Origin of the sequence: Rhizobium gallicum bv. gallicum R602sp (assembly GCF_000816845.1) — a bacterium.
In the GTDB taxonomy this organism is placed as follows: Bacteria; Pseudomonadota; Alphaproteobacteria; order Rhizobiales; family Rhizobiaceae; genus Rhizobium; species Rhizobium gallicum.
This window is the reverse complement of sequence record NZ_CP006880.1, coordinates 857,064-881,902: the sequence shown is the minus strand read 5'-3', so window position 1 is coordinate 881,902 and position 24,839 is coordinate 857,064. Positions and strand designations below refer to the sequence as shown.

Sequence of the window (24,839 nt, the reverse complement as noted above, 5' to 3'; positions counted from 1 at the left end):
CGCTTTGCGTCGCTAAGACACCAATGAACGGGTTAATCCATGTTTTCCAATCCTGACCTCCTGAAGTTCATCTTCGGCCGGTTGACCCTTGAGGCGATCCCCTACCACGAGCCGATCCTCGTCGCGACCTTCATAGGCGTGGTCATCGGCGGTCTCGCCGTGGTCGGCCTCATTACCTATTATAGATTTTGGGGCCCGTTGTGGCGCGACTGGATCACCAGCGTCGATCACAAGAAAATCGGGATCATGTACGTGATCCTCGCCGTCATCATGCTGCTGCGCGGCTTCTCGGACGCGATCATGATGCGGATCCAGCAAGCGATCGCCTTCAACGGATCGGAAGGCTATCTGCCGCCGCACCACTACGACCAGGTCTTTACCGCCCACGGCGTTATCATGATCTTCTTTGTGGCCATGCCCTTCGTCACGGGCCTCATGAACTTCGTGGTACCGATGCAGATCGGTGCTCGTGACGTCTCCTTTCCCTTTCTCAACAACTTCTCCTTCTGGATGACGACGGCCGGCGCCATCATCATCATGCTGTCGCTCTTCATCGGCGAGTTCGCGCGCACCGGCTGGCTTGCCTATCCACCGCTTTCCGGCGCCGACTACAGTCCGGGGGTCGGCGTCGACTACTACATCTGGGGCCTGCAGGTTGCAGGTGTTGGGACGACACTGTCGGGCATCAACCTGATCGCCACCATCGTCAAGATGCGCGCGCCTGGCATGACCATGATGAAGCTGCCCGTCTTCACCTGGACCTCGCTTTGCACCAACGTCTTGATCGTCGCCACCTTTCCGATCCTGACGGCGACGCTTGCGCTGCTGTCGCTCGACCGCTACGCCGGCATGAACTTCTTCACCAACGACCTCGGCGGCAATCCGATGATGTATGTCAACCTCATCTGGATCTGGGGCCATCCGGAGGTCTATATCCTCGTTCTGCCGGCCTTCGGCATCTTCTCGGAAGTGGTCGCGACCTTCTGCGGCAAGCGCCTGTTCGGCTACGCCTCGATGGTCTATGCGACAGTGGTCATCACCATTCTTTCCTACATCGTCTGGCTCCATCACTTCTTCACCATGGGTTCCGGCGCCAGCGTCAACTCCTTCTTCGGAATCACGACCATGATCATCTCGATCCCCACGGGAGCGAAGATGTTCAACTGGCTCTTCACCATGTATCGCGGCCGCATCCGTTATGAAGTGCCGATGCTTTGGACCGTCGGCTTCATGGTGACCTTCGTCATCGGCGGAATGACCGGGGTGCTGCTTGCCGTTCCGCCTGCAGACTTCGTGCTGCACAACTCGCTGTTTTTGATCGCCCATTTCCACAATGTAATCATCGGTGGCGTGCTGTTCGGCCTGCTTGCAGGCGTCAACTACTGGTTCCCGAAGGCCTTCGGCTTCAAGCTCGATCCTTTCTGGGGAAAGATGAGCTTCTGGTTCTGGCTGACCGGCTTCTATTTCGCCTTCATGCCGCTCTACGTGCTCGGCCTGATGGGCGTCACCCGCCGCGTGTCGCAGTTCGAGGACCCGTCGCTGCAGATCTGGTTCATCATCGCAGCCTTCGGTGCTTTCCTGATCGCGCTCGGCATATTGTCGTTCCTCGTCCAGCTTGTCGTCAGTTTCATGAGACGCGAGGAACTTGCCGACCATACAGGCGATCCATGGGATGCCCGCACGCTTGAGTGGTCGACGTCGTCGCCGCCGCCCGACTACAACTTCGCCTTCACCCCTGTGGTGCACGACCATGACAGTTGGTACGACATGAAGAACCGCGGTTACGAACGCCCCCTCGAAGGCTTCAAGCCGATCCACATGCCGAAGAACACCGGCACCGGGGCAATCCTTTCCGCCATCAGCGTGGCACTTGCCTTCGGACTGATCTGGTACATGTGGTGGCTCGTCGTGGCCTCCGCCGCGGCGCTGCTCGTCGTCACCATCGTCCATACCTTCAACTATAGGCGCGACTTCTATATCCCGGCCGAAGAAGTCAGCAAAACGGAAGGCAAGAGGACCGAATTGCTTGCGACACAGGTGTAATGACCATGAGCAACCATACTATCGACACGGCCGAAAAGCCTGAGTTCTATCTGACCGAAGAACATCATCCCGAAGGCAGCACGAATCTCGGCTTCTGGCTCTACCTCATGAGCGACTGCCTGATCTTTGCGGTGCTGTTTGCGACCTATGGCGTTGTTGGCCGCAATTATGCGGCAGGGCCTTCGCCGAAGGACCTGTTCGATCTGCCGCTCGTGGCAGTCAACACGTCGATGCTGCTCTTTTCTTCCATCACCTACGGCTTCGCCATGCTCCAGATGGAAAAGAATAGCAAATCGGGCACGCTGATGTGGCTGGGGGTGACCGGCCTGTTCGGCGCGGCGTTCATCGGGCTTGAACTTTATGAGTTCATTCATTTGATCCACGAGGGTGCAGGTCCATCGCGCAGCGCTTTCCTTTCGGCCTTCTTTACGCTGGTTGGAACCCATGGGCTGCACGTCACGTCCGGCATCATCTGGATGGCAACGCTGATGGTGCAGGTTTCGATGTATGGCCTGATGGAGGCCAACCGGCGCCGCCTCATGTGCCTCTCGATGTTCTGGCACTTCCTCGACGTCGTCTGGATCGGCGTCTTTTCCTTCGTCTACCTGATGGGAGTTCTCGGATGAGTTCGCAAGCACCCGCACATGAGGACGCACACGAAGCCCATCATGGCCATAGCCACGGACACGGGGCAGGCCACGGCTCGATGAAGAGCTATACGATCGGTTTCGTCCTCTCGGTCATCTTGACCGCTATTCCCTTCTGGCTTGTCATGGCCGGTGTCTTCGAGAGCCCGGGAGTGACTGCTTTTCTTGTGATGGCGCTCGGCGCTATCCAGATCGTCGTTCACATGATCTGCTTCCTGCATATGAACACCCGCTCGGAAGGCGGCTGGACGATGATGGCGCTGATCTTCACGATCGTGATCGTGGCGATCGCGCTTTCCGGCTCGCTTTGGGTCATGCATCATCTGAATACCAATATGATGCCGATGAGCCCTGAAATGATGAAGAACATGCCCTAGGGGTGTCGAGCGCGCGACGGCAAGGCCGCCCGTGCAGGTTTTCCGCCATGCCAGACAGCTTTCCCTTGCCGAAAGAACGCCGCCGACCATCAATCCGGCTGGCAATGCTGTGCAGCTTGATGCTTCTTTCGATGGCAGGTTTCGTGGCTCTCGGCCTCTGGCAGGTGGAGCGGCTGTCCTGGAAACGTGACCTCATTGCTCGGATCGATCAACGGGTCCACGCCGAGCCGGCCCCGGCCCCGACAGGAAGGGCAGTCCATGCTGCAGACGACGAATACCGCCGTGTGACGGCCACCGGCACATTGCAGAACAGCAAGGAGACGCTGGTCTATGCCTCAACCGAGCTGGGTCCAGGCTTTTGGGTGATGACACCGCTATCGCTTCGTGAGGGCCAGACGGTCTTGATCAACCGCGGCTTCGTGCCGACCGACAGGCGCGATCCGCAAACCCGGCCGTCCGGCCAACTCTCCGGTCAGGTCACGATCACAGGGCTGATGCGGATCACGGAACCGAAGGGTTCGTTGCTACAATCGAACGACCCGGCCTCGGGCCGCTGGTACTCCCGCGATGTAGCTGCAATCGCGGCGGAAAAGCACGTGGCCGACGCTGCCGAGTATTTCATCGATGCCGACAACACTCCCAATCCCGGTGGTCTGCCGATCGGCGGACTGACGCGCATCGTCTTTGCGAACAACCACCTCGTCTATGCGATCACATGGTTTGGCTTGGCGCTGATGGTGGCGGGCCTGCTGGGATTCGTGATCCGAAGCGAGGTTCGGACGCACTGGCCGTGGCAATCGTCCGGCTGATTGCCTCGGCAAGCTGTACCTGCGAGAAGGGCTTTCCGAGACGCGGCAGGTCGATGAGGCCGCCGCCGGGCGGAATGTCGGCATAGCCCGTGGCAAGGATGATCGGCATGTGCGGCCGATCACGGCGGATCACCTCCGCAAGCTCTGCACCCGTCATCCGCGGCATGGCATGGTCGGAGATGACAAGGTCGACCTGTTCGCTGGAAAGGATGGCCAGCGCATCGGCGGCCGATGCCGCCTCGATGACGTCGTAGCCGAGGTCCTCAAGCATCAAAACCGTGTTCATGAGCACGAGACTGTCGTCGTCGACGGCCAGGATGCGCAGCGAGCGCAAAAGGCCGGGATGATCGGCCGCTGTTTCCGGGAGCTCTACCGGTGCGTCATCCTGCGCCTGGACCGCAGGGAACCAAAGCTCGGCGACCGTGCCTTCACCGAGGCGGCTCTTCAAGACGAGCCGGCCGCCTGACTGCGCAGCGAGCCCTTGAACCATCGGCAATCCGAGACCGGTGCCTTTCCCGACACCCTTCGTCGTGAAGAAGGGTGTCGTCGCCTGTTCAAGTGTCTCTTCGTCCATGCCCTCTCCGCCGTCGATGACCGAAAGACATAGATACGCACCGGGCGGAAGGATCCCGTCCCTTTGGCCTACCGTCCGTTCCTGCGCTCTCACTGTGATTTTCCCTCCGCGCGGCATGGCATCACGCGCGTTCACAATCAGATTGAGGATTGCTGTTTCGAGCTGGTTGGGATCGGTGGCAATTGTTGGAGCGCCCGGCAGCACATCGATTTCAAGCATGGTCAGCGGCCCGAGCGAACGCTGCAGCATATCGGCCATTCCGTCCATGAGCGCTGCAATCTCAATCGTCTTGACTGCCAGTTCCTGGCGCCGGGAAAAGGCGAGCATGCGCTGCGTCAGGGCAGCGCCGCGCTGCGCACCCTGGATGGCATTTTCGACGAGGGGCATCAGCTCCGGCTGTTCAGGTATCCGCTTCTTCAAAATCTCCAGGCTGCCGAGAACGGCCATCAGAAGATTGTTGAAGTCGTGGGCAATGCCGCCGGTGAGCTGGCCGATCGCCTCCATCTTCTGCGCCTGGAAGAGCTCTTCGCGTGCCTGGTCGAGCGCACGCTGGATTTCGCGCTTCTCGGTCATGTCGCGGGTGATCTTCGCAAAACCAATTACTTCGCCGCAATCGTCCGTGATAGCGTCAAGGACCACGTTCGCCCAAAAGCGGCTGCCGTCCTTGCGCACGCGCCAGGCCTCCTTTTCGAAGCGGCCGTCGCAGCGGGCAATTTCAAGCGCACGTTCCGGCTCACCGGCAGCACGGTCCTCCTCGGTGTAGAAATTCGAGAAGTGCCTGCCCATGATCTCTTCCTGTGAATATCCTTTGAGGCGCTGAGCACCGACGTTCCACGTGGCGACGTGACCCTGCGGACTCAGCATATAGATTGCGTAGTCGGTGATGGCATCGACAAGTAACCGCAAGCGGCCCTCGCCAGTGAGAGACGCACCAAATCGATCCATCACTTCCATAAGCCCCCCGTTGGAAACACTAGTTTCCTAAACCGAAGGAGCCGCGAAATGGTTCCCACAAATGTCCGAATAATTTCAAACAGCTCTGCTTCGAGGATAGAACTGCTCTGCGACCTTCTGCGCAGCCGCGTAGGCCTGGGTAACGATTTCAGGGACCAGATCGATATCCGGCAGACTGCCAAGACCGAGCGGACCGACGGCGAAGAGGCCATCCACCGTCGATCCGTCCTCCAGGCAGAGGTCGCCGCGCTGATCGACGGCAAGCCCCAGCGAAAGCTCATCGGGCACGGCAAGGCCGGAGCCGATCAGGCTCTGCATCAAAGGCATCGCCAGATCAGGTGCCTTGCAGCGGCAGTCGAAAACACGCTCCGCATAGATGACTTCCTCGATATTTGATCCGGCCGGCGTGAAGAAGATGCCGCTGAGCCCCCGGCGGCCGGCCGTGCCTCGACGAAGGATAGTATTGCCTTCGGCAAGCTCGCGTTTCAGGCGCAGATGCATCGCTTCCGGCAGGCGGTTGCGGTGGCTGTCGTAGATGGCGCGCAGATGCCGGTTGAACTGGCGTTTCTGATCGGCCGGCAGCGAACGCCAGAGAGAGCGGGCATGTCTGCGCAGACCGTTCATCACCGATTGCCAGCTACGGCCCTCTTCTTCTGCCTCACGGCAGGCAGTGCGGATGAAGCGGACGATCTCGGGCAGCTTTTGCGGCAACGCCTCGGCCGGGAAAAGTGGATCGGCGGAATTCGGTGTATGGCTCTGCGGCAGGAAACCATGCTTCGAGACAATCGTGATCTGGCCAGGGTAACCGCTATCGCGCAGTTGCAGCAACTGGTCGACCACGCGGATGCCGCTTCCAAGGAGAACAGCATGCGGCCGGGCGACGAGACGCTGGGCCCGCACCGGCGACCGATCCTCCGCCTCCGGCTCGGGATCGGAAAGCCCGTAGCCAGTGGCCAGGACGACGGTTTCGAAGAGCGGATTGGCTGGATGGGCGCTTTCGAGCAGAAAGCGGTTTGCATGGCTTCTGCGGATTGCGACGACCGGCTCGTGACAGACCTGTACGGTGATATCCTTGCGGGCTGCGAGCGCTTCTGAAAAGCGCTGATAGACGTAGTCGCTGAAAAGAGCCTTTGGAACGAAAATCTGGCGGAAACCCGGGATCGCGGCACGCACGGCAGCCCGGAATTCCGCGTTGCTACAGAGCCAGTCGTTGAAATCGTCGGCATCGCCGAGCGAGACCGAAAGGTCGCGAACGCGGGTATTGAGGATCGTCGAAGCGCGCACCGACGACAGCGCCTGGCCCCCGCTGACCGAGGAATTTGGATCGAAAAGCTGAAGATGGAACGGCGTCCGCACCGTTTTCATCAAGGCGATTGCGCTCATCATGCCTGAAAAACCCCGGCCGACGATTGCGATACGGGGGACAGCCGAAACCCGTGCCGTCGTCTTGGACTTCGAAGCAAAAAGGCCCTGAACCGTCATCTCAACTCCCTTGCGGGATCAGCCCGCATCGTGTCTCGATCAAGGTTTTCAACGCGGGACTACACGCGCCCGCGTTGGTAAGGTTCATGCGGCCGTCTGGAACGCTTGCCGCTCATCGAAGCGTTGCGCTTCGCCGGAAACGAGGGAACATTGCCGCGTCATAGTCTATCAAACTAGTCGTGTATGAAAGCCCTAAAATGGGAAAGTGGCAAGCGTTTTGTTCGGCATGACTGTCGACAAGGCAGCCACAGCGCTGAAACAAAAGGGAGATTTGTCCTTCCCACCGCGCCTTATGCAAGATACCTGTTCGCGCCACGCGGCTATTTCACAACGCGGTCGATCAGGAAATTGAAGAAATCGCTGTAGCGCGCCGGAATACGCTCTGCCCCCTCGAGAAAGGTCACGGCATGGCCGTTCCTTTCGGCGGTCTTTTGAAATTCTGCGCCAAACTTTGGGCTGTGGACGAGCGCCATGTGATCGCTCGACTGATCCTGCAGCCCCCCCGAATAGAGAAGCACGATCGGCGGCGAGTTTGCGCGAACCAGATAGGAGGGGGACAGCGTCGAGATGTAATTCAGGAATTTATCCCTTTGCGCCAGAAAGGATTGGAAATCCGCTTCGGGAAGGCCAAAGGCATGGCCTCCGTAATTGATGGATGGACCGACCCAATCGCGCATCTCAAAGGGATCGATCGTGGTTTGCGCATCGATGCCGCCAACCGCCTTGATCGCCTGCAGCGAACCGTCCTCATTGATCGACAATGCCAGCCAGAGCGCATTGAAGCCGCCTGCCGAAGCGCCGTAAATGGCAAGCCGTGTATTATCAATGCCAAGGCTCCCGCCATTCTTCAGCAGATATCCGTAGGCCGATTTGGTATCCTCAAGCGCGGCAAGCACGGGCGGGAATATCCGGTCGCGTTTTGCCTCGACCAGATTGCGATAGTTGATTGCAACGACCGCAACGCCCTTCGACAGCATATAGTCCCTGGCATTGGCCGCGAGATACTGCTTGTCACCATTCCACCATCCGCCGCCATGGACATAGATGATCGCCGGAAACGGACCGGCACCGGGCGGTTTATAGATGTCCATCCTGTTGCGGGCGTCGCTTCCGTAGGCGATGTCCTTGAAGGCAGGACCGTCCCTATCGGTTGAGGCCAGAAGCTCGCAAGTTCCGGCCGCAAGTAAGAAAAACGCGAGTCCGGCTATAGCCAGCATCGCCGTGATACGCCTCGATAATCCGTAACCCATGCTGCAACCTCTCGCCATCCGCCACGTGTTCCAAGATAAAAAGTTTACAATCCACGCGCAATATGGGTGGACAACGGAATTATATTAATAGTAATACGCTACAGAAACAAATACTAGAAACTTATCCGGGACATATACTCCTTTTGGATGAGATTATGCCTGAACAAAAACCTGCAACACATTATTACGTGGTAGATATAGTCAGAATTTATGCTGCTGCATTGGTTCTGCTGTTCCACTTTTCAAGCTTCCAGCTTCCGCAAACGAGCGGGCCGGTGTTCGCCTTCCTTTGGCCATTCGATGGGGTTGGCAGCATTGGCGTCGAGATTTTTTTCGTGATTTCCGGCCTCGTGATCTCCATGAGCGCAGAAGGCGCCAGCGGCATGCACGGCGCTCTCCGTTTCATTCACCTGCGCGCTCTTCGAATCCTGCCGGCTTTGTGGATCTCCAGCGTGATCGGCTTTGCGGCCTTGTCGCTGGCGGGCCAGGACATTACGTCTCTCATCCCTCCCCTCATCCGTTCCTCGGTCCTTTCGCCGGTCGGGCCTTATATCGATGGCGTCGTATGGTCGCTGGTGGTCGAGGCTGCGTTCTACCTGACAGTCGGGATCACGATCGTCTTTGCGCCGCGTCTTTCATTGGAAAACCTGGCGAAGATCATCTGCGCCGTAAGCTCGGTCTATCTCGTGGTATGGTCTGCGGCCTTTCTATTCGACAAGGAGCTGTTTGCGACGCTTTCGCGTTTCCCTTCGAAGGTCTTTCTCATGCGCTACGGGGTTTTCTTCGCGCTGGGCATGTTGCTGTGGGCTCACCTGCGCGGCCATCGCTCCAAAATCGCGATCGGCGCCCTGCTGCCAGCAGGTTTGATGTGCATTGTCGAGATATTCGTCGGCAGGGATCTCTTATGGGGCATCGGCACCGGGGCCTGTTTGGTCTGGCTGACGGCCACAGCCTTTATGGTTTTTTGCATCATCCATGCCGACGCATTCGAAACCGGGTTCACCCATCGGCAGCGGACAACATTCCGATATCTCGGCAGCCTGAGCTACGCACTCTACCTTAATCATTACACGTTCGGCGGTTTGATCGTCCAATCGCTGGCGACAGTGCTGCCGCCAGTCTCGCGGGTGTCTGTCGGTTTGCTGTTTTGCGCTTCGGTTTGCGCCGTTGTTTTGATGTCCTGTTTCGTCACGTCCGCAGAAAGGATCGTGCAGAAACCTCTAAGGCTGCAGCGTTCACCGCAATTGGGACCGAGCTGAGGGAGCGGTTGTGGTCGTCTCACTCACGAGAAAATAACCAACTGGTGAATTCTTTACTTGAACGCTCAGGTAGAATCGGCAAAACTAAGCGCGCTAATCAATCCCTCCATGGAATTGCCGTCTTTTCGGGCCAGCGTCCGAACCATACATCTATTTGGAATCAATACCGTGAGCAGCGATGCGTCGATACGCGCGACGAAGCCCTCAGCTTCGCTTGCGCTTGTGAATGCGGCAGGCTGGGGCAAGGGCCTCTATACGCTGGTCCGCATCACCGTCATGGCTTTTCGTCACCCTTGGCAAGCGGGTTTCGCCATCGGCGCAACCCTCATAGCATCCGCGTTCCAGCTTCTGATTCCGCGCCTGCTCGGCCAAGCGGTCGACCATACGCAGGTTGCATTGACCGGCGGAGCGGCCGGTCAACTGGCGCAGGAGGCGCTGCTGACGACGGCGCTGCTTTTACTCGGTGCCAGCGTGCTGCGCGGCGTCTCCACAATGGTTCAGAACTATTTCAGCGAAAGCGTCGGCCACCACATGGGCTACGAGCTGCGGCTTGCCTGTTACGAGAAGATCCAGCGGCTCTCCTTCAGCTTTCACGACACGGTTCATTCGGGCGATCTGATCACTATCGGACTGCTCGATCTCGAAGGCGTGCGAATGTATTTTTCGACAGCGCTTGTGCGTGTCTTCCTGCTTTCTACGCTGATCGGGATCGGCGCGTACATGCTGATTTCGACCGATGTGGTTCTTGGCCTCCTGGCGCTGAGTTTCGTGCCGTTCGTCGGCTGGCGTTCCTCAGTGACGCAGCTGCGGCTGCGTGCCACTTGGCTCGACCTGCAGGAGCGGCTTTCGGTGCTGACCCGTATCATGGAGGAGAATCTCGGCGGCATCCGCGTCGTCCGTGCCTTCGCTGCGCAAGACCATGAGCTTTCCAAATTCGAAAAGGCATCGAAGAATGCGCTGACGCTTGCGCACCAGCGTGTCGGTATCCGTGTTGCAAATACCAGCGCCATGACCTTTTCCTTCTTCGCTGCGATGGGCCTCGTGCTCTGGGTCGGCGGAGAAAAGGTAATGGCAGGCGACATCACCGTCGGCACGCTCGCCTCGTTCTTGACGTTCATGACCATCTTGCAAATGCCGGTGCGTCAACTCGGCCTGATGGTCAACGCCTTTGCCCGGGCATCGACATGCGGCACGCGCCTCTTCAATCTGCTCGACATGGAGATCGCCATACGCAATATCCCGGATGCAAAGGAATTGAAGGTGTCAGAAGGCACGCTTCGTTTCGAGAATGTCGCCTTCGCTTATCCAAGCTCGGACCTGCAGCAGGTGCTTCACGGCGTTTCGTTCGAAGCGCGGCGCGGTGAAACGGTTGGCATCGTCGGCCCGCCGGGCAGCGGCAAATCGACGATCGCCCATTTGATCCCGCGTTTTTATGACGTGACGAAGGGAAGGATCACGATCGACGGGCAGGATATCCGCAAGGTGACACTGCAATCGCTCCGCCGCGCAGTCGCCGTCGTGCAGCAGGATTCCTTCCTGTTCACGACAACCATCGAAAACAATATCGCCTATGGCGACCCGTGGGCCAAGGAGCCGCGGATCGAGCGCGCGAGCGAAAGCGCGCAGCTGCACAACTATGTCCTCGGCCTGCCGACAGGCTACGGCACGGTGGTCGGCGAACGCGGCGTTTCGCTGTCCGGCGGCCAGCGCCAGCGTCTTTCGATCGCGCGCGCGCTGATGCTGAGGCCGGCGGTGATGGTATTCGACGACTCGACGGCGGCGATCGACGCTGTCACCGAACAGCGCATCCGCGCCGCCATGCGCAAATACGCCGCCGAACGCGTGACGATCATCGTCGCCCACCGGCTGAGTTCGCTGATGCATGCCGACCAGATCCTCTTCATCGAGGACGGCCGCATCGTCGAGCGCGGCACGCATGAGGAGTTGCTGGCCGCCGGCGGCCGGTACAAGGCACTTTACGACTTGCAGGTACGGCCGGGCGACGACGCCTTGAGCGCGTAAGAAACCGGCGCAGGGAGGACTTCATGGCCGAGGAACTGGAAACCGAACGTTCCGACGTTCGCGAGGACGGACGCCGTCCGCCGCGGGCGGTGGTCGGCTCGCACCGCGTCGAAGAAGAAATGTTCGGAAAGGCCTTCGACGGCAACATCGTCAAGCGCATCTGGGCTTTTGTCGAGCCATACCGCACGCAAGTCATGTGGTCGGTCGTAGCCGTGCTCACCTTCACGGCGATGCAGCTGTTGATTCCCCTGATCATCCGCTACGCGATCGACCACGGCATGCAGCCGGGCGGGGATCGCTCCGCCCTCCTCTATTCGATCATCGCATTTCTAATTGCGATCCTGATCAATTATGGGGCAAGCTACGCCCAGGAGACGCTGGTTGGCAACGTCGCCGAGGAGGTGCTCTTCGACATCCGCAAGGCAATGTTCTCCCATCTCCAGCGGGTCTCGCTTTCCTTCATGGACAAGACGGAGGTCGGACGGCTGATGTCGCGTCTTCAAGGCGATGTCAACTCCATGCAGGAGTTTCTCGAGACGTCAGTGCTTTCCGTCGGTGATATCACCCTGCTCTTCGGCATCGTTTTCGTGATGCTCTATCTCGACTTCAAGCTCGGGCTGCTGACACTCTCTGCCTTGCCTATCCTGTTCCTCGTCCGTCTCTTCTGGCTGCCGCTGGCGCGCAGATCCTTCATGGCGGCGCACGAGACGAACTCGATTGCGGCCGGTGCGCTTGCCGAGGCAATCCATGGCGTCCGCGCCGTGCAAAGCATGGATCGCCAGGGCGTCAATTTCACGCTCTATGACGACAAGGCGCACGCGAACCTCAAGACGCATCTGACGGCAGCCCGCTATGCACAGGTGATGGTACCGATCGTTGATTCCTTGACCGGCGTGGCAATGGCGCTCGTTATCGTCGTCGGCGGGGCGCGCGTCCTGAACCAGGCTCTCGATGTGGGGGTGCTCGTTGCCTTCCTCTTCTACATCCAGCGTTTCTTCGATCCGATCCGCTCGCTGACGCTGCAATATTCCGTCATGCAGCGCGCCATGGCTTCGGGCCAGAGATTGACGGAGGTTCTCGATGTCCCGGTGGAGATCAAGGATGCGCTAAACGCCGTGGCGCTTTCGAAAGACATGGACGGTTCAGTCGAGTTCCGCGACGTCGTCTTCGGCTACAATCCGAAGCACCCGGTGCTGAAGCAGGTGAGTTTCAAGGTGAACCCCGGCGAAACAGTCGCCCTCGTCGGCCCGACCGGCTCCGGCAAATCGAGCTGTATGTCGCTGATCCACCGGTTTTACGATGTGCAGCAGGGCCAGGTTTTGGTCGCAGGGCATGATGTACGCCAGCTGACGCAGGACTCACTCGGCGATCAGATCGCCATGGTATTGCAGGAACCTTTCCTTTTCACCGGTACCGTCTTCGAAAACATTCGCTATCACAAGACAGAGGCGACGCGCGAACAGGTGATCGAAGCGGCCAAGGCCGTGGGTGCCCACGACTTCATCATGCGCCTGCCCGAAGGTTACGACAGCGTGCTCGGCGAGCGCGGCGGCAATCTGTCGCTCGGCCAGCGGCAGCTGCTCAGTTTCGCTCGCGCGCTCGTTGCCGATGCAAAGATCCTGGTGCTCGATGAAGCGACGGCGAATATCGACAGCTACACGGAGATGCTGATCCAGAAGGCGCTGGTCAAGCTTCTCGAAAACCGCACCGGCCTCGTCATCGCCCACCGGCTGGCGACGATCCGGGAGGCCGACCGTATCATCGTCCTGCAAAATGGAGAGATCATCGAAAGCGGCAATCACCGGCAGCTGATGACGAACGGCAAACTCTATTCGCGGCTCTACAATCTGAACTATGCCTCCTTCGACGATATTCCGGAGGAGGTTTTGGAAGAGACGGCCCTCAGCAGTCCGACGACGTGACCGCAACTGTCTAACGACGACGCTCCTCGGCAGCTCCCGTGTCATATGGTCCGCTTTGAGCGGCGATGATCAGGGTGGGCAGGCTGGCGGCCGAGTTGCGTGCGTGGTCGATGACCTCTTGCAGATTGGCGGCATGCCGGAAGGATGGCTCCTGTCCGACGCCAGTCCTCACGGCCTCGGCGAAGCGCTCGAAGTTCGTTGCAACGGGTTCAACCTGCACGCGCCGCCAGATCGCCTCGTCGGCATCCGCGCCGGCGCAGATTCTAAGCGTCGCGCCGTTCGGCGTGTCAGTGACTTCGATTGCCCCCCTGTCGCCGTGGACCCGCAGCCGCAGTTCGTTCAGGTGTCCGGTCGCCCAGCGGCTGGCATGGATGACGCCCAGAGCGCCATTTTTCAGCTCGGCCATCATCACAAAGCTGTCGTTGGCGTCGAGTTCATATTCGCCAATCCTGTTACCCGGGGCCTTTTCGAAGGTCTTCAGTTGCGCAGCCGCGGTCTTGATATCGCTTCCGGCCCCGTAGACCACGAAATCGAGGATATGAATGCCAATGTCACCGAGAACGCCGTTCGACCCATGCTTGCTCGACAGGCGCCAGAGCCATTGGGGCTGCGTCGTCCAGTCGCCCCAGGCCTTCGACACGAGCCAGCTCTGAAGGTAGGAAGCCTCGAAGTGCCGGATTTGACCGATATCGCCGTTCAGCACCATTTGCCGAGCCTTCTGCAGCGGAGCAACATTGCGATAGGTGAGGTTCACCATCGTCATCTGCTTCGACCTCTCGGCGGCGTCGGCCATTTCTGCAGCCTGGGCGAAATTCTCAGCCAGCGGCTTTTCGCAGAAGACGTGTTTGCCGGCTGCAAGCAGGGCCAAGGTCGTGGCATAGTGCACGCGGTCCGGCGTGACATTGGTCGCTGCGTCGAATTCGCCCCAGGAAAGTGCATCCTCCAGTGAATTGAAGGTGAGCGGAATATTGTGCCGGGCGGCAAAGGCGCGCAGGCGCACATCATCACTATCGACCGCCGCGACGATCTCCACGCCGGCGATCTCCGAGAAACTCGTGGCATGGGTGTTCGCCCACCAGCCAGTGCCAAGTATGATCAGCTTCATTATGCCTCCTTATGCTTGGACCCGACCAGACGCGCACGTTGGCATTTGCGCCCGGCCCTCAGTCATGCTTCATCAAGGCGGGACTTCAACATCCAGCCATACGGCCTTTGGACAGGCCGCATGGGGCTTCGTGCGGCAAGCGCCTATACCGCGATCGGCAGCACCTCCACGTTGCCGGCGCCTTCCGGTCCGGGCGTCATGCCGACCTCCTCCGACAGCAGATTGAGCTCACGGCGCTCCTTTTCCGAGACGATCGCGAGATCGATGACCTTCTGCAGGTTAGCGGCATGACGGAAGTTCGGATCAAGCTGCTTGCCGGTCGCGACCGCTTCGACGAAACGCTGATAGTTGGTCGGCACCGGCGCAACATCGATATCGGCCCAGGTCGCCGTCTCGATGTTCTCATCAAAGCAGCCGCGCAGCTGCGAGCCGTTCGGCCGGTGAATGATCTCGAGGCTGCCCCGTTCACCGTAGATGCGAAGCTTCAGCTCATTGAGATGACCCGTGGCCCAGCGGGTCGCGTGAATGACGCCGAGCGCACCATTGGCGAAGTCGACAGACATCGTGAAACTGTCGTTGGCATCGAGCAGATACTCGCCGATCTGGCCACCTGGCGCCTTGTTGAAGGTCTTGAGCCGCGCAAAGACGTGGTCGATATCGGTTGCCGCGCCATAGGCGGCGAAGTCGAGGATATGGATGCCGACATCGCCAAGCACACCGTTCGAGCCGTGACCGGTCGAAAGCCGCCAGAGCCAGCGCGATTCCGTGCGCCAATCCCCCCAGGCCCGCGACACCAGCCAGCTCTGCAGATAGGATGCTTCAACATGCTTGATCGTACCGAGCTCACCGGCGAGCACCATCTCGCGAGCCCTCTGCAGCGGCGCGACGTTGCGATAGGTGAGGTTGACCATATTGATCACTCCGGCGGTTTCCGCCGCAGTCGTCATCTCCAGAGCGTCAGCGTAGTTTTCGGCCAGCGGCTTTTCGCAGAAGACGTGCTTGCCGGCGGCAATCAGCGCCATAGTCGTCGGATGATGGATTCGGTCTGGGGTTACATTGGTTGCGGCATCGAAATCTCCCCAGGCAATTGCTTCCTCAATCGCGAGGAAACGTTTCTCAATGCCGAAATGATCGGAAAATTCGGCAAGGCGTGACGGATCAGTGTCGACAGCGCCGACGACCTCGACGCCTTCGATCAATTTGAAATGACTGACCTGGCTCTTCGCCATCGAGCCTGTACCAAGAACAAGAAGTCTCATCCTTGCCCCCTCAGCGGTAACCGGCTTCGCCGGCCTGGTGCAATTTCGGGCCGCGCTCCACGATCGGTTCGTGCGCCTTCTCCACCGGAACGTTCGGGGCATCGGTGATGGTCTTGAGGTCGCCTTGAGGGTTATGAGCCCATTTGACAGCGTTGATCAGCACCTTGCGGATATTGGGGTCGTGATAGGTCGGATAGGTCTCGTGACCGGGGCGGAAATAGAAGATGTTGCCCGCCCCACGCCGCCAGGTCATCCCGGACCGGAACACCTCACCGCCCTGGAACCAGGAGATGAACACTGTTTCCAGCGGCTCGGGAACCGAAAACTGTTCGCCATACATCTCCTCGTTTTCAAGGACGAAGTTCTCCTCAAGGCCGGCAGCGATCGGATGACGCGGATTGATGGTCCACAACCGCTCGCGTTCGCCTGCCTCGCGCCATTTCAGCGCGCAGGGTGTTCCCATCAGCCGCTTGAAGATCTTCGAAAAATGGCCGGAATGAAGCACCAGCAGGCCCATGCCTTCCCAGACCCGCTTGGCGACGCGTTCGACCACTTCGTCGGAGACTGCGCCATGATCCTTGTGGCCCCACCAGGTGAGGACGTCGGTTTCGGCAAGCCGCCCTTGCGACAGGCCATGCTCCGGCTCCTGCAGCGTCGCGGTCGTCGCCCTGATTGCCGGGTCGCTGTTCAGCGCAGCGGCAATCGTGGTGTGCATGCCTTCGGGATAAATTTCCCTGACGACGGCATTGGTGTTCTCATGGATGTTTTCACCCCAGACAATGGTGCGAATAGGCACGATCGTTACTCCTTGCGATGTGAAGAGGACCGAGCCTGGGAGGTGGATCGATCCTTGGTGGATAGTCAGGCAGCGCGCATGGATGCTTTTGCAAGCGCGCGGCCAGATTGGTCAAAACTGTGTATGTGGCCGGCAACTGGCGCAACGCCGAGCTTCTGGCCCGGCTCATGGCCGGAAACGCCGGTCTCACGCACGATCAGCGGCTCATCTGCACCGATGTCCAGATAGACAAAGCTGTCGGAGCCGAGGATCTCCGAATGAATGACGGTTCCGTTCCAGACTGCCGCTTGCGACGTGATCCGGATATGCTCTGCACGCACGCCGATCGTATGGGTATTATAGGGCTGCGCCAGTCCGCCTGACAGGAAATTCATCTTCGGCGAGCCAATGAAGCCGGCAACGAAGATTGAATTCGGGCTCTCGTAAAGCTCAAGCGGCGTGCCGATCTGCTCGACAACGCCGTCCCTCAGGACGCAGATACGGTCGGCAAGCGTCATGGCCTCAACCTGATCGTGCGTCACATAGATCATCGTCGTATTGTGCATGCTGCGGTGCAGCTTGGCGATCTCCAGCCTTGTCGCCACGCGCAATGCCGCATCGAGGTTCGACAGCGGCTCATCGAAGAGGAAGACCTTGGGATCGCGAACGATCGCCCGGCCGATCGCGACGCGCTGACGCTGCCCGCCCGATAGCTGACGCGGCAGACGTTCGAGATAGGGCGATAGCTGCAGCATGCCGGCGGCTTGCTCGACCCTATGCCGGCATTCATCCTTCGTCCGTCCCGCAAGCTTCATGCCGAAGGCCATATTGTCGAAAACCGTCATATGGGGATAGAGCGCATAGGATTGGAACACCATGGCGATCCCTCGCTTTGAGGGCGCACGCTGGTTTACCACCTCGTCATCGAAAGAGAGCGTGCCGGACGTAATGTCTTCAAGGCCCGAGATGAGGCGCAGCAGCGTTGACTTGCCACATCCGGAGGGACCGACGAAGACCATGAATTCGCCTCGGCGGATGTCCATCGTAACACCCTTGATGACCTCGAAGGCGCCGAAGCTCTTGCGGATATTGTCTAGGCGTATCTGTGCCAATGGCCTACTCCCTCAACCCTTAACGCCGCCGGCGGTCAATCCCGAGATGATCCGGCGCTGGAATATCAAAACGAGAACAACAACCGGCACGGTGACGATGACCGACGCCGCCATGATGTTGCCCCAAGGTATTTCAAATTGGCTGCCGCCCGAAAGCAGGGCAATGGCAACCGGCACGGTCCGCTGCGCATTCGATGATGTGAACGTTAGCGCGAAGAGGAATTCATTCCAAGCTGTGATGAAGGCAAGCAGGCCGGTTGTCACAAGCGCCGGCCACATGAGCGGCATGAAGACCTGGGTGATGATGACCCATGGCGAAGCACCGTCGACGATCGCAGCCTCCTCGATCTCGATCGGCAAGTCGCGCATGAAGGTCGTCAGCACCCACACGGTGAACGGCAGTGTGAAGATCATGTACGAAAAAATCAGCGCGAAAGGCGTGTTGAAGATGCCGATCCATCGAATGAGCTCGAAAAGGCCTGCAAGTACGGCGATCTGCGGGAACATCGACACTGAAAGGATCGTCAGCATCAGCAGCGCCCGGCCGCGGAAATTCACTCGCGCCAAGGCGAAAGATGCGGTGATCGAAAGCAGCAGCGACGCGGCAACCACGACCAAGGCGACCATTATCGAATTTCCAAGGCTTCGGACAAAGCCGCCCTGGTTCATCACCGATGTATAATTTCCGAATGAAATCGAACTCGGCCAGTAATTGACTTCGAAAAGCGCCGTGCCGGTTTTGAGACTCGTGAGGATCGCGTAGTAGAACGGAAAAACCGCAAGAAGGACGATCACCGCGACGAGCAGGTAGAAGAGCGCATTCTTCGTGATCTTCAAGAGCATCAACGGTCCTCCCCACCGAGTTTGACGCGTCCGAACCAGATGTAGAGTACGGTGACGGACGCGATGATGAGGAAGAGAACTGTCGAAGCGGTAGCACCATAGGCGAACTTGTCAAAGTCGAACAGGTTCTCACGGGCCATGACCGACATGGTCTTGGTCTGGACATTGTTGGGCGTCAGCACATAAATCAGATCAAAGATGCGCATCGCATCCAGAATCCGGAAGATCACGGCGACCATAATGGCGGGCCGGATCAGCGGTAGCGTCAGCCGCCAGAAGACCTTGACGGGATTGACCCCGTCGATCCTGGCAGCCTCGTAGATATCCGCCGGTACCATCTGCAGTCCGGCAAGGATCAGAAGCGCCATGAAGGGCGTCGTCTTCCAGACGTCGACTATCAGAACCGCAATCATTGCCGTTTCCGGATTGGCAGTCCAGGCGATCTTTTCGCTGATGAGGCCGACACCAAGGAGCATATCGTTCAAAATGCCGAACTGGTCGTTGAGCATCCAGGCCCACATTTTTGCCGAAACGATCGTCGGGATTGCCCAGGGAATAAGAATTGCAGCGCGCACAATGCCGCGCCCGGCAAACTGTGCGTTCAGGACCAGCGCAACGATCAGGCCGAGCGTCGTCTCGGTCATGACCGAGACCACCGTAAATTTGGCGGTGTTCCAGACGGCGCTCCACCAGACGGGATCGGCAAGCAGCCCACGATAGACGGTTCGCCCGCTCTTCAGCGTGACCCAGGACAGATAATTGCCGAAACCGATGAACTGTGCATTGCCAAGATCGGTCAGGGAGGCATTCGTGAAGCTGAAATAAATCGTTCTAAACAGCGGCCACCCGGCCACCACAGCCAATATAAAGAGCGTCGGCGCCAGAAACAGCCAGGCCGATCTGACACGCTCGGAGCGCAATTCGCTCGCCGACCTCAAAGCGGAGGCTGGCGGTTTGAGCGCCTGTGAAACTGCGATTTCGCTCATGGAAACGCTATCCGTGCTTGAGACATCTGAAGCGGGACCGGCGGCCTGCCGGCCGCCGGTCCCGTTCATCACCAGCTATCGCCCTTAAGGATCGTCAGGTCGGCCTCGAGAAGCTCAAGGTTCTCAGCCGCGGTCCCGTTGCCGGACAGCGTGTTGTGTACTGCCGTCCAAAACTTCGATGATACTTCGTTGTACTTCACCTTGGCTGTCGCCGAAGGACGCGGTACGGCATCCTGGAAGATCGGCTTCCACTCCGGCATGAAAGGCTGCGCGGCAGCGACATCCTGGTCGTCGTAGAGCGCCACCAGGGTTGGCAGATTGGAAAGTTCGATGGCCCGTGCCTTTTGAACGTCTTTCGACGCCAGGAACTTGACGAGCTCAATGGCCGCCTGCTGGTCGTCAGAATATTTCGAAACTGCGAGATTCCAGCCGCCGAGCGCTGAAGACGGCCTGTCGCCGAGCGCGGCGACAGGCAGCGTCGTTACGTCGAACTCGCCCTTCACTGCGCTATCGGCGCCGTTGCCGAGCGAGTAGGCATAGGGCCAGTTACGCATGAAGACGGCATTTCCGGTCTGCCAGACGCCGCGCGACTCCTCTTCTTGATAAGCGAGCACGCCAGGCGGGGAGATCGTGCCGACCCAGCCCTTCGCACGGTCGATCGCGGCTGCTGCCTTTTCATTGTTGATCGAGATCGTGCCGTCCGGCTCCACGATCTGCCCGCCGCCGGAGGATTTCACCCACTCCAGCGCATTGCAGGTGAGGCCCTCATAGGAATTCCCCTGGAAGACGAATCCCCACATGTCCTTTTGACCGGCCGTGCGTTCCTTTTCCTGGATTTCCCTGGCGGTCTCGGCAAGCTCGTCCCAGGTCTTCGGCGGCTGCTTACCGTATTTCTCAAGCAGGTCCTTGCGATAATAAAGCGCCGGGGCATCGGTATACATCGGCAACGCCACGAGACGGTCGTTGACCGTCTGCGATGCGATGATCGAAGGAAAGAACTGCTCGACGACGTCCTTGGCAGCCTCTTTCAGGTCCACGAACTGATCGGCAAGCTGCGGTGCCCAGATGACGTCGGTCTGATAGACATCGACGTCCTTGTTGCCGGCGGCAAGCCACAGACGGTACTGCGAGAACTGTTCAGAACTCGACGACGGCATGCTCACGATGTTGACCTTGTGGCCCGTCTTCTCTTCGAAGATGACAAACTGCTTGCGGAAGAACTCGAGGTTATTGCCCGTCGAACTAGCCGCGAAGGAAAGCTCGGCTGCAGCCGCAAGATTCAAGGTACAGATCATGCTTGCCGCCGAAACGGCGGCCATCAAACGATATTTCATGTCATCCTCCCGTTGCCAGACGAAAAATTGAAATCGATTTGGCTAAACGAACATTACAAAAGTTTTTTCAACCGTCAAGAGCGCCACCTCAGACATCCACAATATCGCGAGAGATATACTTTTATATGTTATATCAAATGCTTATGCGCTTACATTAAATAACCACAGCAATTAACGGTTTCTCATTCTCGCGCCTAAAGGATTGAAACCGATTTCAATTACTGAGCCGTTGGTGATAGACGAGATTGCCGAGCGCTCAACAATCCGTCATTGATCCGCGCGAATCCAACCTGTCGTGGTCGAATGAAGCTCAAGGAATTCGCAAAACAAGTCGGCCTGTCGCCGACAACGGTAAGCCGAGCGCTGAGCGGCTATCCGGAGGTAAGCGAGACAACCCGCGCACGCGTCGTTGCGGAAGCCCTGAGGCTCGGCTACCGGCCGGACGTCAACGCCGTTCGGCTGAAGACCGGCCGCGTCGGCGCGATCGGGGTCATCATGGGACGCTCCGGTGAATTCCACTTCGCCGAATTCATGGCCGGCATGGCGGAGAGACTGGCCTCGGAGGATATTGATATCCTGGTGATCCCGATGGCCGATCGCGATCTTAACGAGGAGATGCAGACCTATAGACGGCTTGCCGAAAGCCGGCGAGTCGATGCCATTATCGTCCACTCTCCGAAACCGAACGACGCGCGCATCGAGCTTCTGGACAGGCTCGGAATTCCATTCTTCGTGCACGGGCGATCGGATATCGCCGTTCCCCATGCATGGCTGGACATCGACAATGAAGGGGCAATCCGCCGGTCGACGGAGCATCTGCTCGACCTCGGCCACCGCAGGATCGCGATGATCAACGGCCGCAAAGGACTGACTTATTCCATCCACCGCGATATCGGCTTCCGCAAGGCCTTCGAGGGGCGGGCTCTTGAGCAGGACGCACAGCTGATCGCCCACGACACTTTCACCGACGAGCTCGGCTTTAGACATGCCCGCTTTTTTCTGGAGAGTTCCAATCCGCCGACGGCCATCGTGGCCGGTTCGATGATGACAGCCCTCGGCGTCTATCGCGCCGTCCGATCCCTCGGCCTCGCTATCGGCGAAGACGTCTCTGTCATCGCCCATGACGACGTGTTTCCCTACCTGACGGCGGAGAACATGGCACCCTCACTTTCGGCAAGCCGATCATCGATGAGAGCAGCAGGTGCAAGGTGCGCCGACCTGACCTTGCAAGTGCTGGCGGGACGCTCAGTTTCGGATATTCATGAATTATGGCCTGTCGAACTCAATTTGCGGGAATCGACGCGTCCTGTAAGGTGATGAGTGCCCGCCTATTAGGCAGATGCATACCGCAAGTGCACTACTGATAAACTATTGAATTAAATCCATATTCTACATTTTTTATTGACGTTTCCGGCGTGTTTCACATAGCATTGCCCCCGCGATATTCAGCGTGCTTACCCGATCCAGCGCCTGCAACGAATTCTATAACTCAACGGGGAATTGATTAATGAAAGCAATACTCAAGAGCGTACTTTTGGCACTGGTCGCAACAGCGCTTCCAGCCGCCGCCTATGCACATCCCGTCGCCGGCGAAGCAGCAGGCTTCGCGCATGGCTTCACCCATCCCATATCGGGTATCGACCATGTCCTTGCGATGATCATGGTTGGCGTCTTTGCCTATCAGCTTGGGGGTCACGCAACTTGGCTTGTCCCGGCAACCTTCGTCCTTGTTATGGCCCTCGGCGGCGCGCTCGGCGTTGCCGGCATCGATATCCCATTTGTTGAGGCGGGTATCGCGTTATCGGTGGTCCTGCTCGGCGCGGTCGTGGCGTTCAACGTCAAGGCCCCAGCAGCCATCGCGATGGCTGTGGTCGGGCTGTTTGCGACCTTCCATGGCCATGCCCACGGCGCCGAAATGCCGGAAAGTGCTGCGGGCGCTGCTTACGGGGGAGGTTTTTTGATCGCGACCGCTCTTCTGCACGCTGTCGGACTGGGGCTTGGCTATGCGATCGGCCGCATCGGCGAGCGCCGAGGCTTCATCGTCACGCGCCTTGCCGGCGGCATTGCCGCTATAGCAGGCGTGGGCATCCTCGCCGGCGTGATATAATCGTTCGACAAACACCAAAAAAGTAAGAGCGGCGGATCGGATCCGTCAATCGGCGCTTTTTCTCACCTTGTTCTCAAACGCGGCTCCGGTTACTCGGCAGCCGTCGGGCGCAGCACGCCGCGCCGGATCTGGTCAGCCTCGATCGATTCGAACAGAGCGCGGAAGTTTCCTTCGCCAAAGCCTTCGTCGCCCTTTCGTTGAATGAACTCAAAGAAAATCGGTCCGATGACGGTTCGCGAGAAAATCTGCAACAGGATGCGGGTCGTGCCGCCATCCAAGACGCCCTCGCCGTCGATCAAAATGCCATGCTCTTTCATCCGCTCGATCGGCTCGGCATGGCCGTGTACGCGCTCATGCGAGAGCTCGTAATAGGTCTCGGGCGGCCCGGGCATGAATTTCAGGCCGTTTTCGGCGAGTTTGTCCGTCGCGTCGTAGAGTGCTTCCGTACCAACGGCGATATGCTGGATGCCCTCGCCCTTGTACTTCCGCAAATATTCCTCGATCTGGCTGGTGTCGTCCTTGGACTCGTTCAGCGGGATGCGGATCTTGCCGCAAGGAGACGTAATTGCCCGGCTCATCAGCCCGGTAATGCGGCCGTCGATATTGAAGAAATGAATCTGGCGGAAACCGAAGAGCTCGCGATAGAATTCCCACCACTTGTCCATATTGCCGCGATAGACATTGTGGGTCAGATGATCGAGGTAGTAGAAGCCAACGCCTTTCGGCTTCGGGTTGGGTTCACCCAGCCATTCGAACTCTGCATCATAGGGCGAGCCCTTCTCGCCGTAAGTTTCCACAAAATAAAGCAACGAACCGCCGATGCCCACGATGGCCGGGATATCGACGGCCTTGTCCTTGCTTTCATACGGCGTCGCCCCCTTTGAAACCGCGTGGTCGAAGGCATGTTTGGCGTCGGTGACACGCCAGGCCATGGAGGGCGCGCAAGGGCCGTGTTCGGCGACGAAGCGCATGGCATGGCTGCCGGGCTCGGCATTGATCAGATAGTTGATATCGCCCTGGCGCCAGACTGTAATGTCCTTCGTGCGGTGCTTGGCAACGCAACTGTAGCCCATGCGGATAAAAAGCTCGCGCAATTTTTCCGCCTCCGGATGGGCGAATTCCACAAATTCGAAACCGTCAGTTCCGGCCGGATTGTCGGCAGTGATGCCTGTCGGCGGCGCGTCATGCGGATAAGGGCCCATCGTTCTTTCCTCCCAACAGGATGCTGGATGGCATTATGATGGGATTCTTACGCATGGTGCTTGCATTCACGCGCAGTTTTCGGGATTCAATACATGTTTCATGCAAGAAAACGGGAGAACGCGCACAGATGGAACAGCTCGACAGATACGACCTAAAAATCCTTGCCCAATTGCAAGGCGACGGCCGCCTGACCAACAACGAGCTCTCGGAATTAATCGCGCTCTCGCCATCGCAATGTTCGCGCCGGAGGGCACGGCTTGAGGCGGAGGGCTTTATCCACGGCTATCGCGCCGTGCTCGATCGCGGCAGGCTGGGGCTCGACCTCATGGTCGTCATCGCCGTGACCCTTGCGACCCACAACCGCGACAACGCCAAGCGTTTCGCAACCCTGATTGCGGACCTGCCGGAGGTGCTGGAATGTTACGCCCTGACCGGCGAAATGGATTACCACCTCAAGGTCGTGACGCCTGACCTTGCGGGACTTTCGCGCTTCGTCAACGACGTGCTCCTGCCGCACGACAGCGTTCAGCATGTCAAGACGTCGATCGTACTGGCGACGCTCAAGGACTTTCAGGGATTGCCCGTCCACCAGCGCAAGAGGGCCTAAGCCTGATTACGGGTTTCTATTATCTTGATCTTGTTGAAATTTCAGCGACAAACTGTTTGCGTTGGATTCTGTGATAATTTTAGCCAGACTCCGTCCCCTCGCCCACAACGGGACCTAAAGCTCTGCCTCTCAACAACCTTGATAGGCTCTCACGTCCCCCTTAAAACAG

General features: G+C 58.7%; 20 protein-coding genes and 1 pseudogene. 10 read left to right on the top strand and 11 right to left on the bottom strand.

Annotation, left to right across the window (positions count from 1 at the left end; genetic code table 11):
* Positions 1-39: 39 nt before the first annotated feature.
* The 4 genes from cyoB to RGR602_RS36515 are packed head-to-tail and all read left to right on the top strand — an operon-like array spanning position 40 to position 3,876.
* On the top strand, positions 40-2,043 hold the full coding sequence (cyoB, locus tag RGR602_RS27360) for a cytochrome o ubiquinol oxidase subunit I (RefSeq protein ID WP_040115150.1): 2,004 nt from the start codon (positions 40-42) through the stop codon (positions 2,041-2,043).
* A gap of 5 nt (positions 2,044-2,048) precedes the next feature.
* Positions 2,049-2,669, top strand: coding sequence for a cytochrome o ubiquinol oxidase subunit III (gene cyoC, locus RGR602_RS27355; protein WP_040116518.1), 621 nt, complete (start codon positions 2,049-2,051; stop codon positions 2,667-2,669).
* The gene (cyoD, locus tag RGR602_RS27350) at positions 2,666-3,067 is read left to right on the top strand and encodes a cytochrome o ubiquinol oxidase subunit IV (RefSeq protein WP_022716674.1); all 402 of its coding nucleotides are present in this window, start codon (positions 2,666-2,668) and stop codon (positions 3,065-3,067) included. Before cyoC ends, cyoD begins: the two co-directional genes overlap by 4 nt.
* Positions 3,068-3,114: 47 nt before the next feature.
* Complete coding sequence (locus RGR602_RS36515) at positions 3,115-3,876, top strand: SURF1 family protein (protein WP_082046702.1); 762 nt, start codon at positions 3,115-3,117, stop codon at positions 3,874-3,876.
* Here RGR602_RS36515 and RGR602_RS27345 read toward each other — a convergent pair.
* The 3 genes and pseudogenes from RGR602_RS27345 to RGR602_RS27335 form a co-directional block, all read right to left on the bottom strand.
* A pseudogene (locus RGR602_RS27345) lies at positions 3,779-5,365 on the bottom strand (ATP-binding protein); the annotation flags it as partial. The gene RGR602_RS36515 and the pseudogene RGR602_RS27345 sit on opposite strands and share 98 nt — an antisense overlap.
* A 114-nt stretch (positions 5,366-5,479) precedes the next feature.
* Positions 5,480-6,886: an FAD/NAD(P)-binding protein gene (locus tag RGR602_RS27340; RefSeq protein WP_040115149.1), complete on the bottom strand. Its 1,407-nt coding sequence runs from the start codon at positions 6,884-6,886 to the stop codon at positions 5,480-5,482.
* 320 nt (positions 6,887-7,206) lie between these two features.
* Positions 7,207-8,136: an alpha/beta hydrolase gene (locus RGR602_RS27335; RefSeq protein ID WP_166677357.1), complete on the bottom strand. Its 930-nt coding sequence runs from the start codon at positions 8,134-8,136 to the stop codon at positions 7,207-7,209.
* A gap of 62 nt (positions 8,137-8,198) precedes the next feature.
* On the opposite strand from RGR602_RS27335, the gene RGR602_RS27330 reads away from it, so the two are divergent.
* The 3 genes from RGR602_RS27330 (at position 8,199) to RGR602_RS27320 (ending at position 13,339) form a co-directional block, all read left to right on the top strand.
* On the top strand, positions 8,199-9,395 hold the full coding sequence (locus RGR602_RS27330; protein WP_082046700.1) for an acyltransferase family protein: 1,197 nt from the start codon (positions 8,199-8,201) through the stop codon (positions 9,393-9,395).
* A 168-nt stretch (positions 9,396-9,563) separates the two neighbouring features.
* Positions 9,564-11,417, top strand: coding sequence for an ABC transporter ATP-binding protein (locus RGR602_RS27325; RefSeq protein WP_052451926.1), 1,854 nt, complete (start codon positions 9,564-9,566; stop codon positions 11,415-11,417).
* Positions 11,418-11,440: 23 nt separating this feature from the next.
* Entirely contained in the window at positions 11,441-13,339 is a 1,899-nt protein-coding gene (locus tag RGR602_RS27320; protein ID WP_040115146.1) for an ABC transporter ATP-binding protein, read from the top strand.
* 10 nt (positions 13,340-13,349) lie between these two features.
* Here the strand turns inward: RGR602_RS27320 and RGR602_RS27315 are convergent, their stop codons facing one another.
* The 7 genes from RGR602_RS27315 to RGR602_RS27285 all read right to left on the bottom strand — a co-directional run bounded on the left by RGR602_RS27315 (position 13,350) and on the right by RGR602_RS27285 (position 20,738).
* Positions 13,350-14,444 carry a Gfo/Idh/MocA family protein gene (locus tag RGR602_RS27315; RefSeq protein ID WP_082046699.1) on the bottom strand — a complete coding sequence of 365 codons (1,095 nt, stop codon included), beginning with the start codon at positions 14,442-14,444 and terminating at the stop codon, positions 13,350-13,352.
* Positions 14,445-14,587: 143 nt separating this feature from the next.
* On the bottom strand, positions 14,588-15,703 hold the full coding sequence (locus RGR602_RS27310) for a Gfo/Idh/MocA family protein (RefSeq protein ID WP_052451774.1): 1,116 nt from the start codon (positions 15,701-15,703) through the stop codon (positions 14,588-14,590).
* 10 nt (positions 15,704-15,713) lie between these two features.
* Positions 15,714-16,499, bottom strand: a complete 786-nt coding sequence (locus tag RGR602_RS27305) for a ThuA domain-containing protein (protein WP_040115145.1) — start codon at positions 16,497-16,499, stop codon at positions 15,714-15,716.
* A 65-nt stretch (positions 16,500-16,564) separates the two neighbouring features.
* On the bottom strand, positions 16,565-17,590 hold the full coding sequence (locus RGR602_RS27300; protein ID WP_040115144.1) for an ABC transporter ATP-binding protein: 1,026 nt from the start codon (positions 17,588-17,590) through the stop codon (positions 16,565-16,567).
* Between the two features lie 12 nt (positions 17,591-17,602).
* Positions 17,603-18,433, bottom strand: coding sequence for a carbohydrate ABC transporter permease (locus RGR602_RS27295; RefSeq protein ID WP_040115143.1), 831 nt, complete (start codon positions 18,431-18,433; stop codon positions 17,603-17,605).
* The gene (locus RGR602_RS27290; protein WP_040116513.1) at positions 18,433-19,419 is read right to left on the bottom strand and encodes a carbohydrate ABC transporter permease; all 987 of its coding nucleotides are present in this window, start codon (positions 19,417-19,419) and stop codon (positions 18,433-18,435) included. The genes RGR602_RS27295 and RGR602_RS27290 overlap by 1 nt, the downstream gene beginning before the upstream one ends.
* Positions 19,420-19,487: 68 nt before the next feature.
* Positions 19,488-20,738, bottom strand: a complete 1,251-nt coding sequence (locus RGR602_RS27285) for an ABC transporter substrate-binding protein (RefSeq protein ID WP_407692071.1) — start codon at positions 20,736-20,738, stop codon at positions 19,488-19,490.
* 318 nt (positions 20,739-21,056) lie between these two features.
* Here RGR602_RS27285 and RGR602_RS27280 point away from each other — a divergent pair, with 318 nt between their 5' ends.
* Both RGR602_RS27280 and RGR602_RS27275 read left to right on the top strand, forming a co-directional pair.
* Positions 21,057-22,070: a substrate-binding domain-containing protein gene (locus RGR602_RS27280; RefSeq protein ID WP_040115141.1), complete on the top strand. Its 1,014-nt coding sequence runs from the start codon at positions 21,057-21,059 to the stop codon at positions 22,068-22,070.
* 190 nt (positions 22,071-22,260) lie between these two features.
* Positions 22,261-22,860, top strand: coding sequence for a HupE/UreJ family protein (locus RGR602_RS27275; RefSeq protein WP_040115140.1), 600 nt, complete (start codon positions 22,261-22,263; stop codon positions 22,858-22,860).
* A gap of 89 nt (positions 22,861-22,949) precedes the next feature.
* Here the strand turns inward: RGR602_RS27275 and hppD are convergent, their stop codons facing one another.
* Entirely contained in the window at positions 22,950-24,062 is a 1,113-nt protein-coding gene (hppD, locus tag RGR602_RS27270; protein ID WP_040115139.1) for a 4-hydroxyphenylpyruvate dioxygenase, read from the bottom strand.
* Between the two features lie 128 nt (positions 24,063-24,190).
* On the opposite strand from hppD, the gene RGR602_RS27265 reads away from it, so the two are divergent.
* Positions 24,191-24,670 carry an Lrp/AsnC family transcriptional regulator gene (locus RGR602_RS27265; RefSeq protein WP_040115138.1) on the top strand — a complete coding sequence of 160 codons (480 nt, stop codon included), beginning with the start codon at positions 24,191-24,193 and terminating at the stop codon, positions 24,668-24,670.
* Positions 24,671-24,839 lie beyond the last annotated feature (169 nt).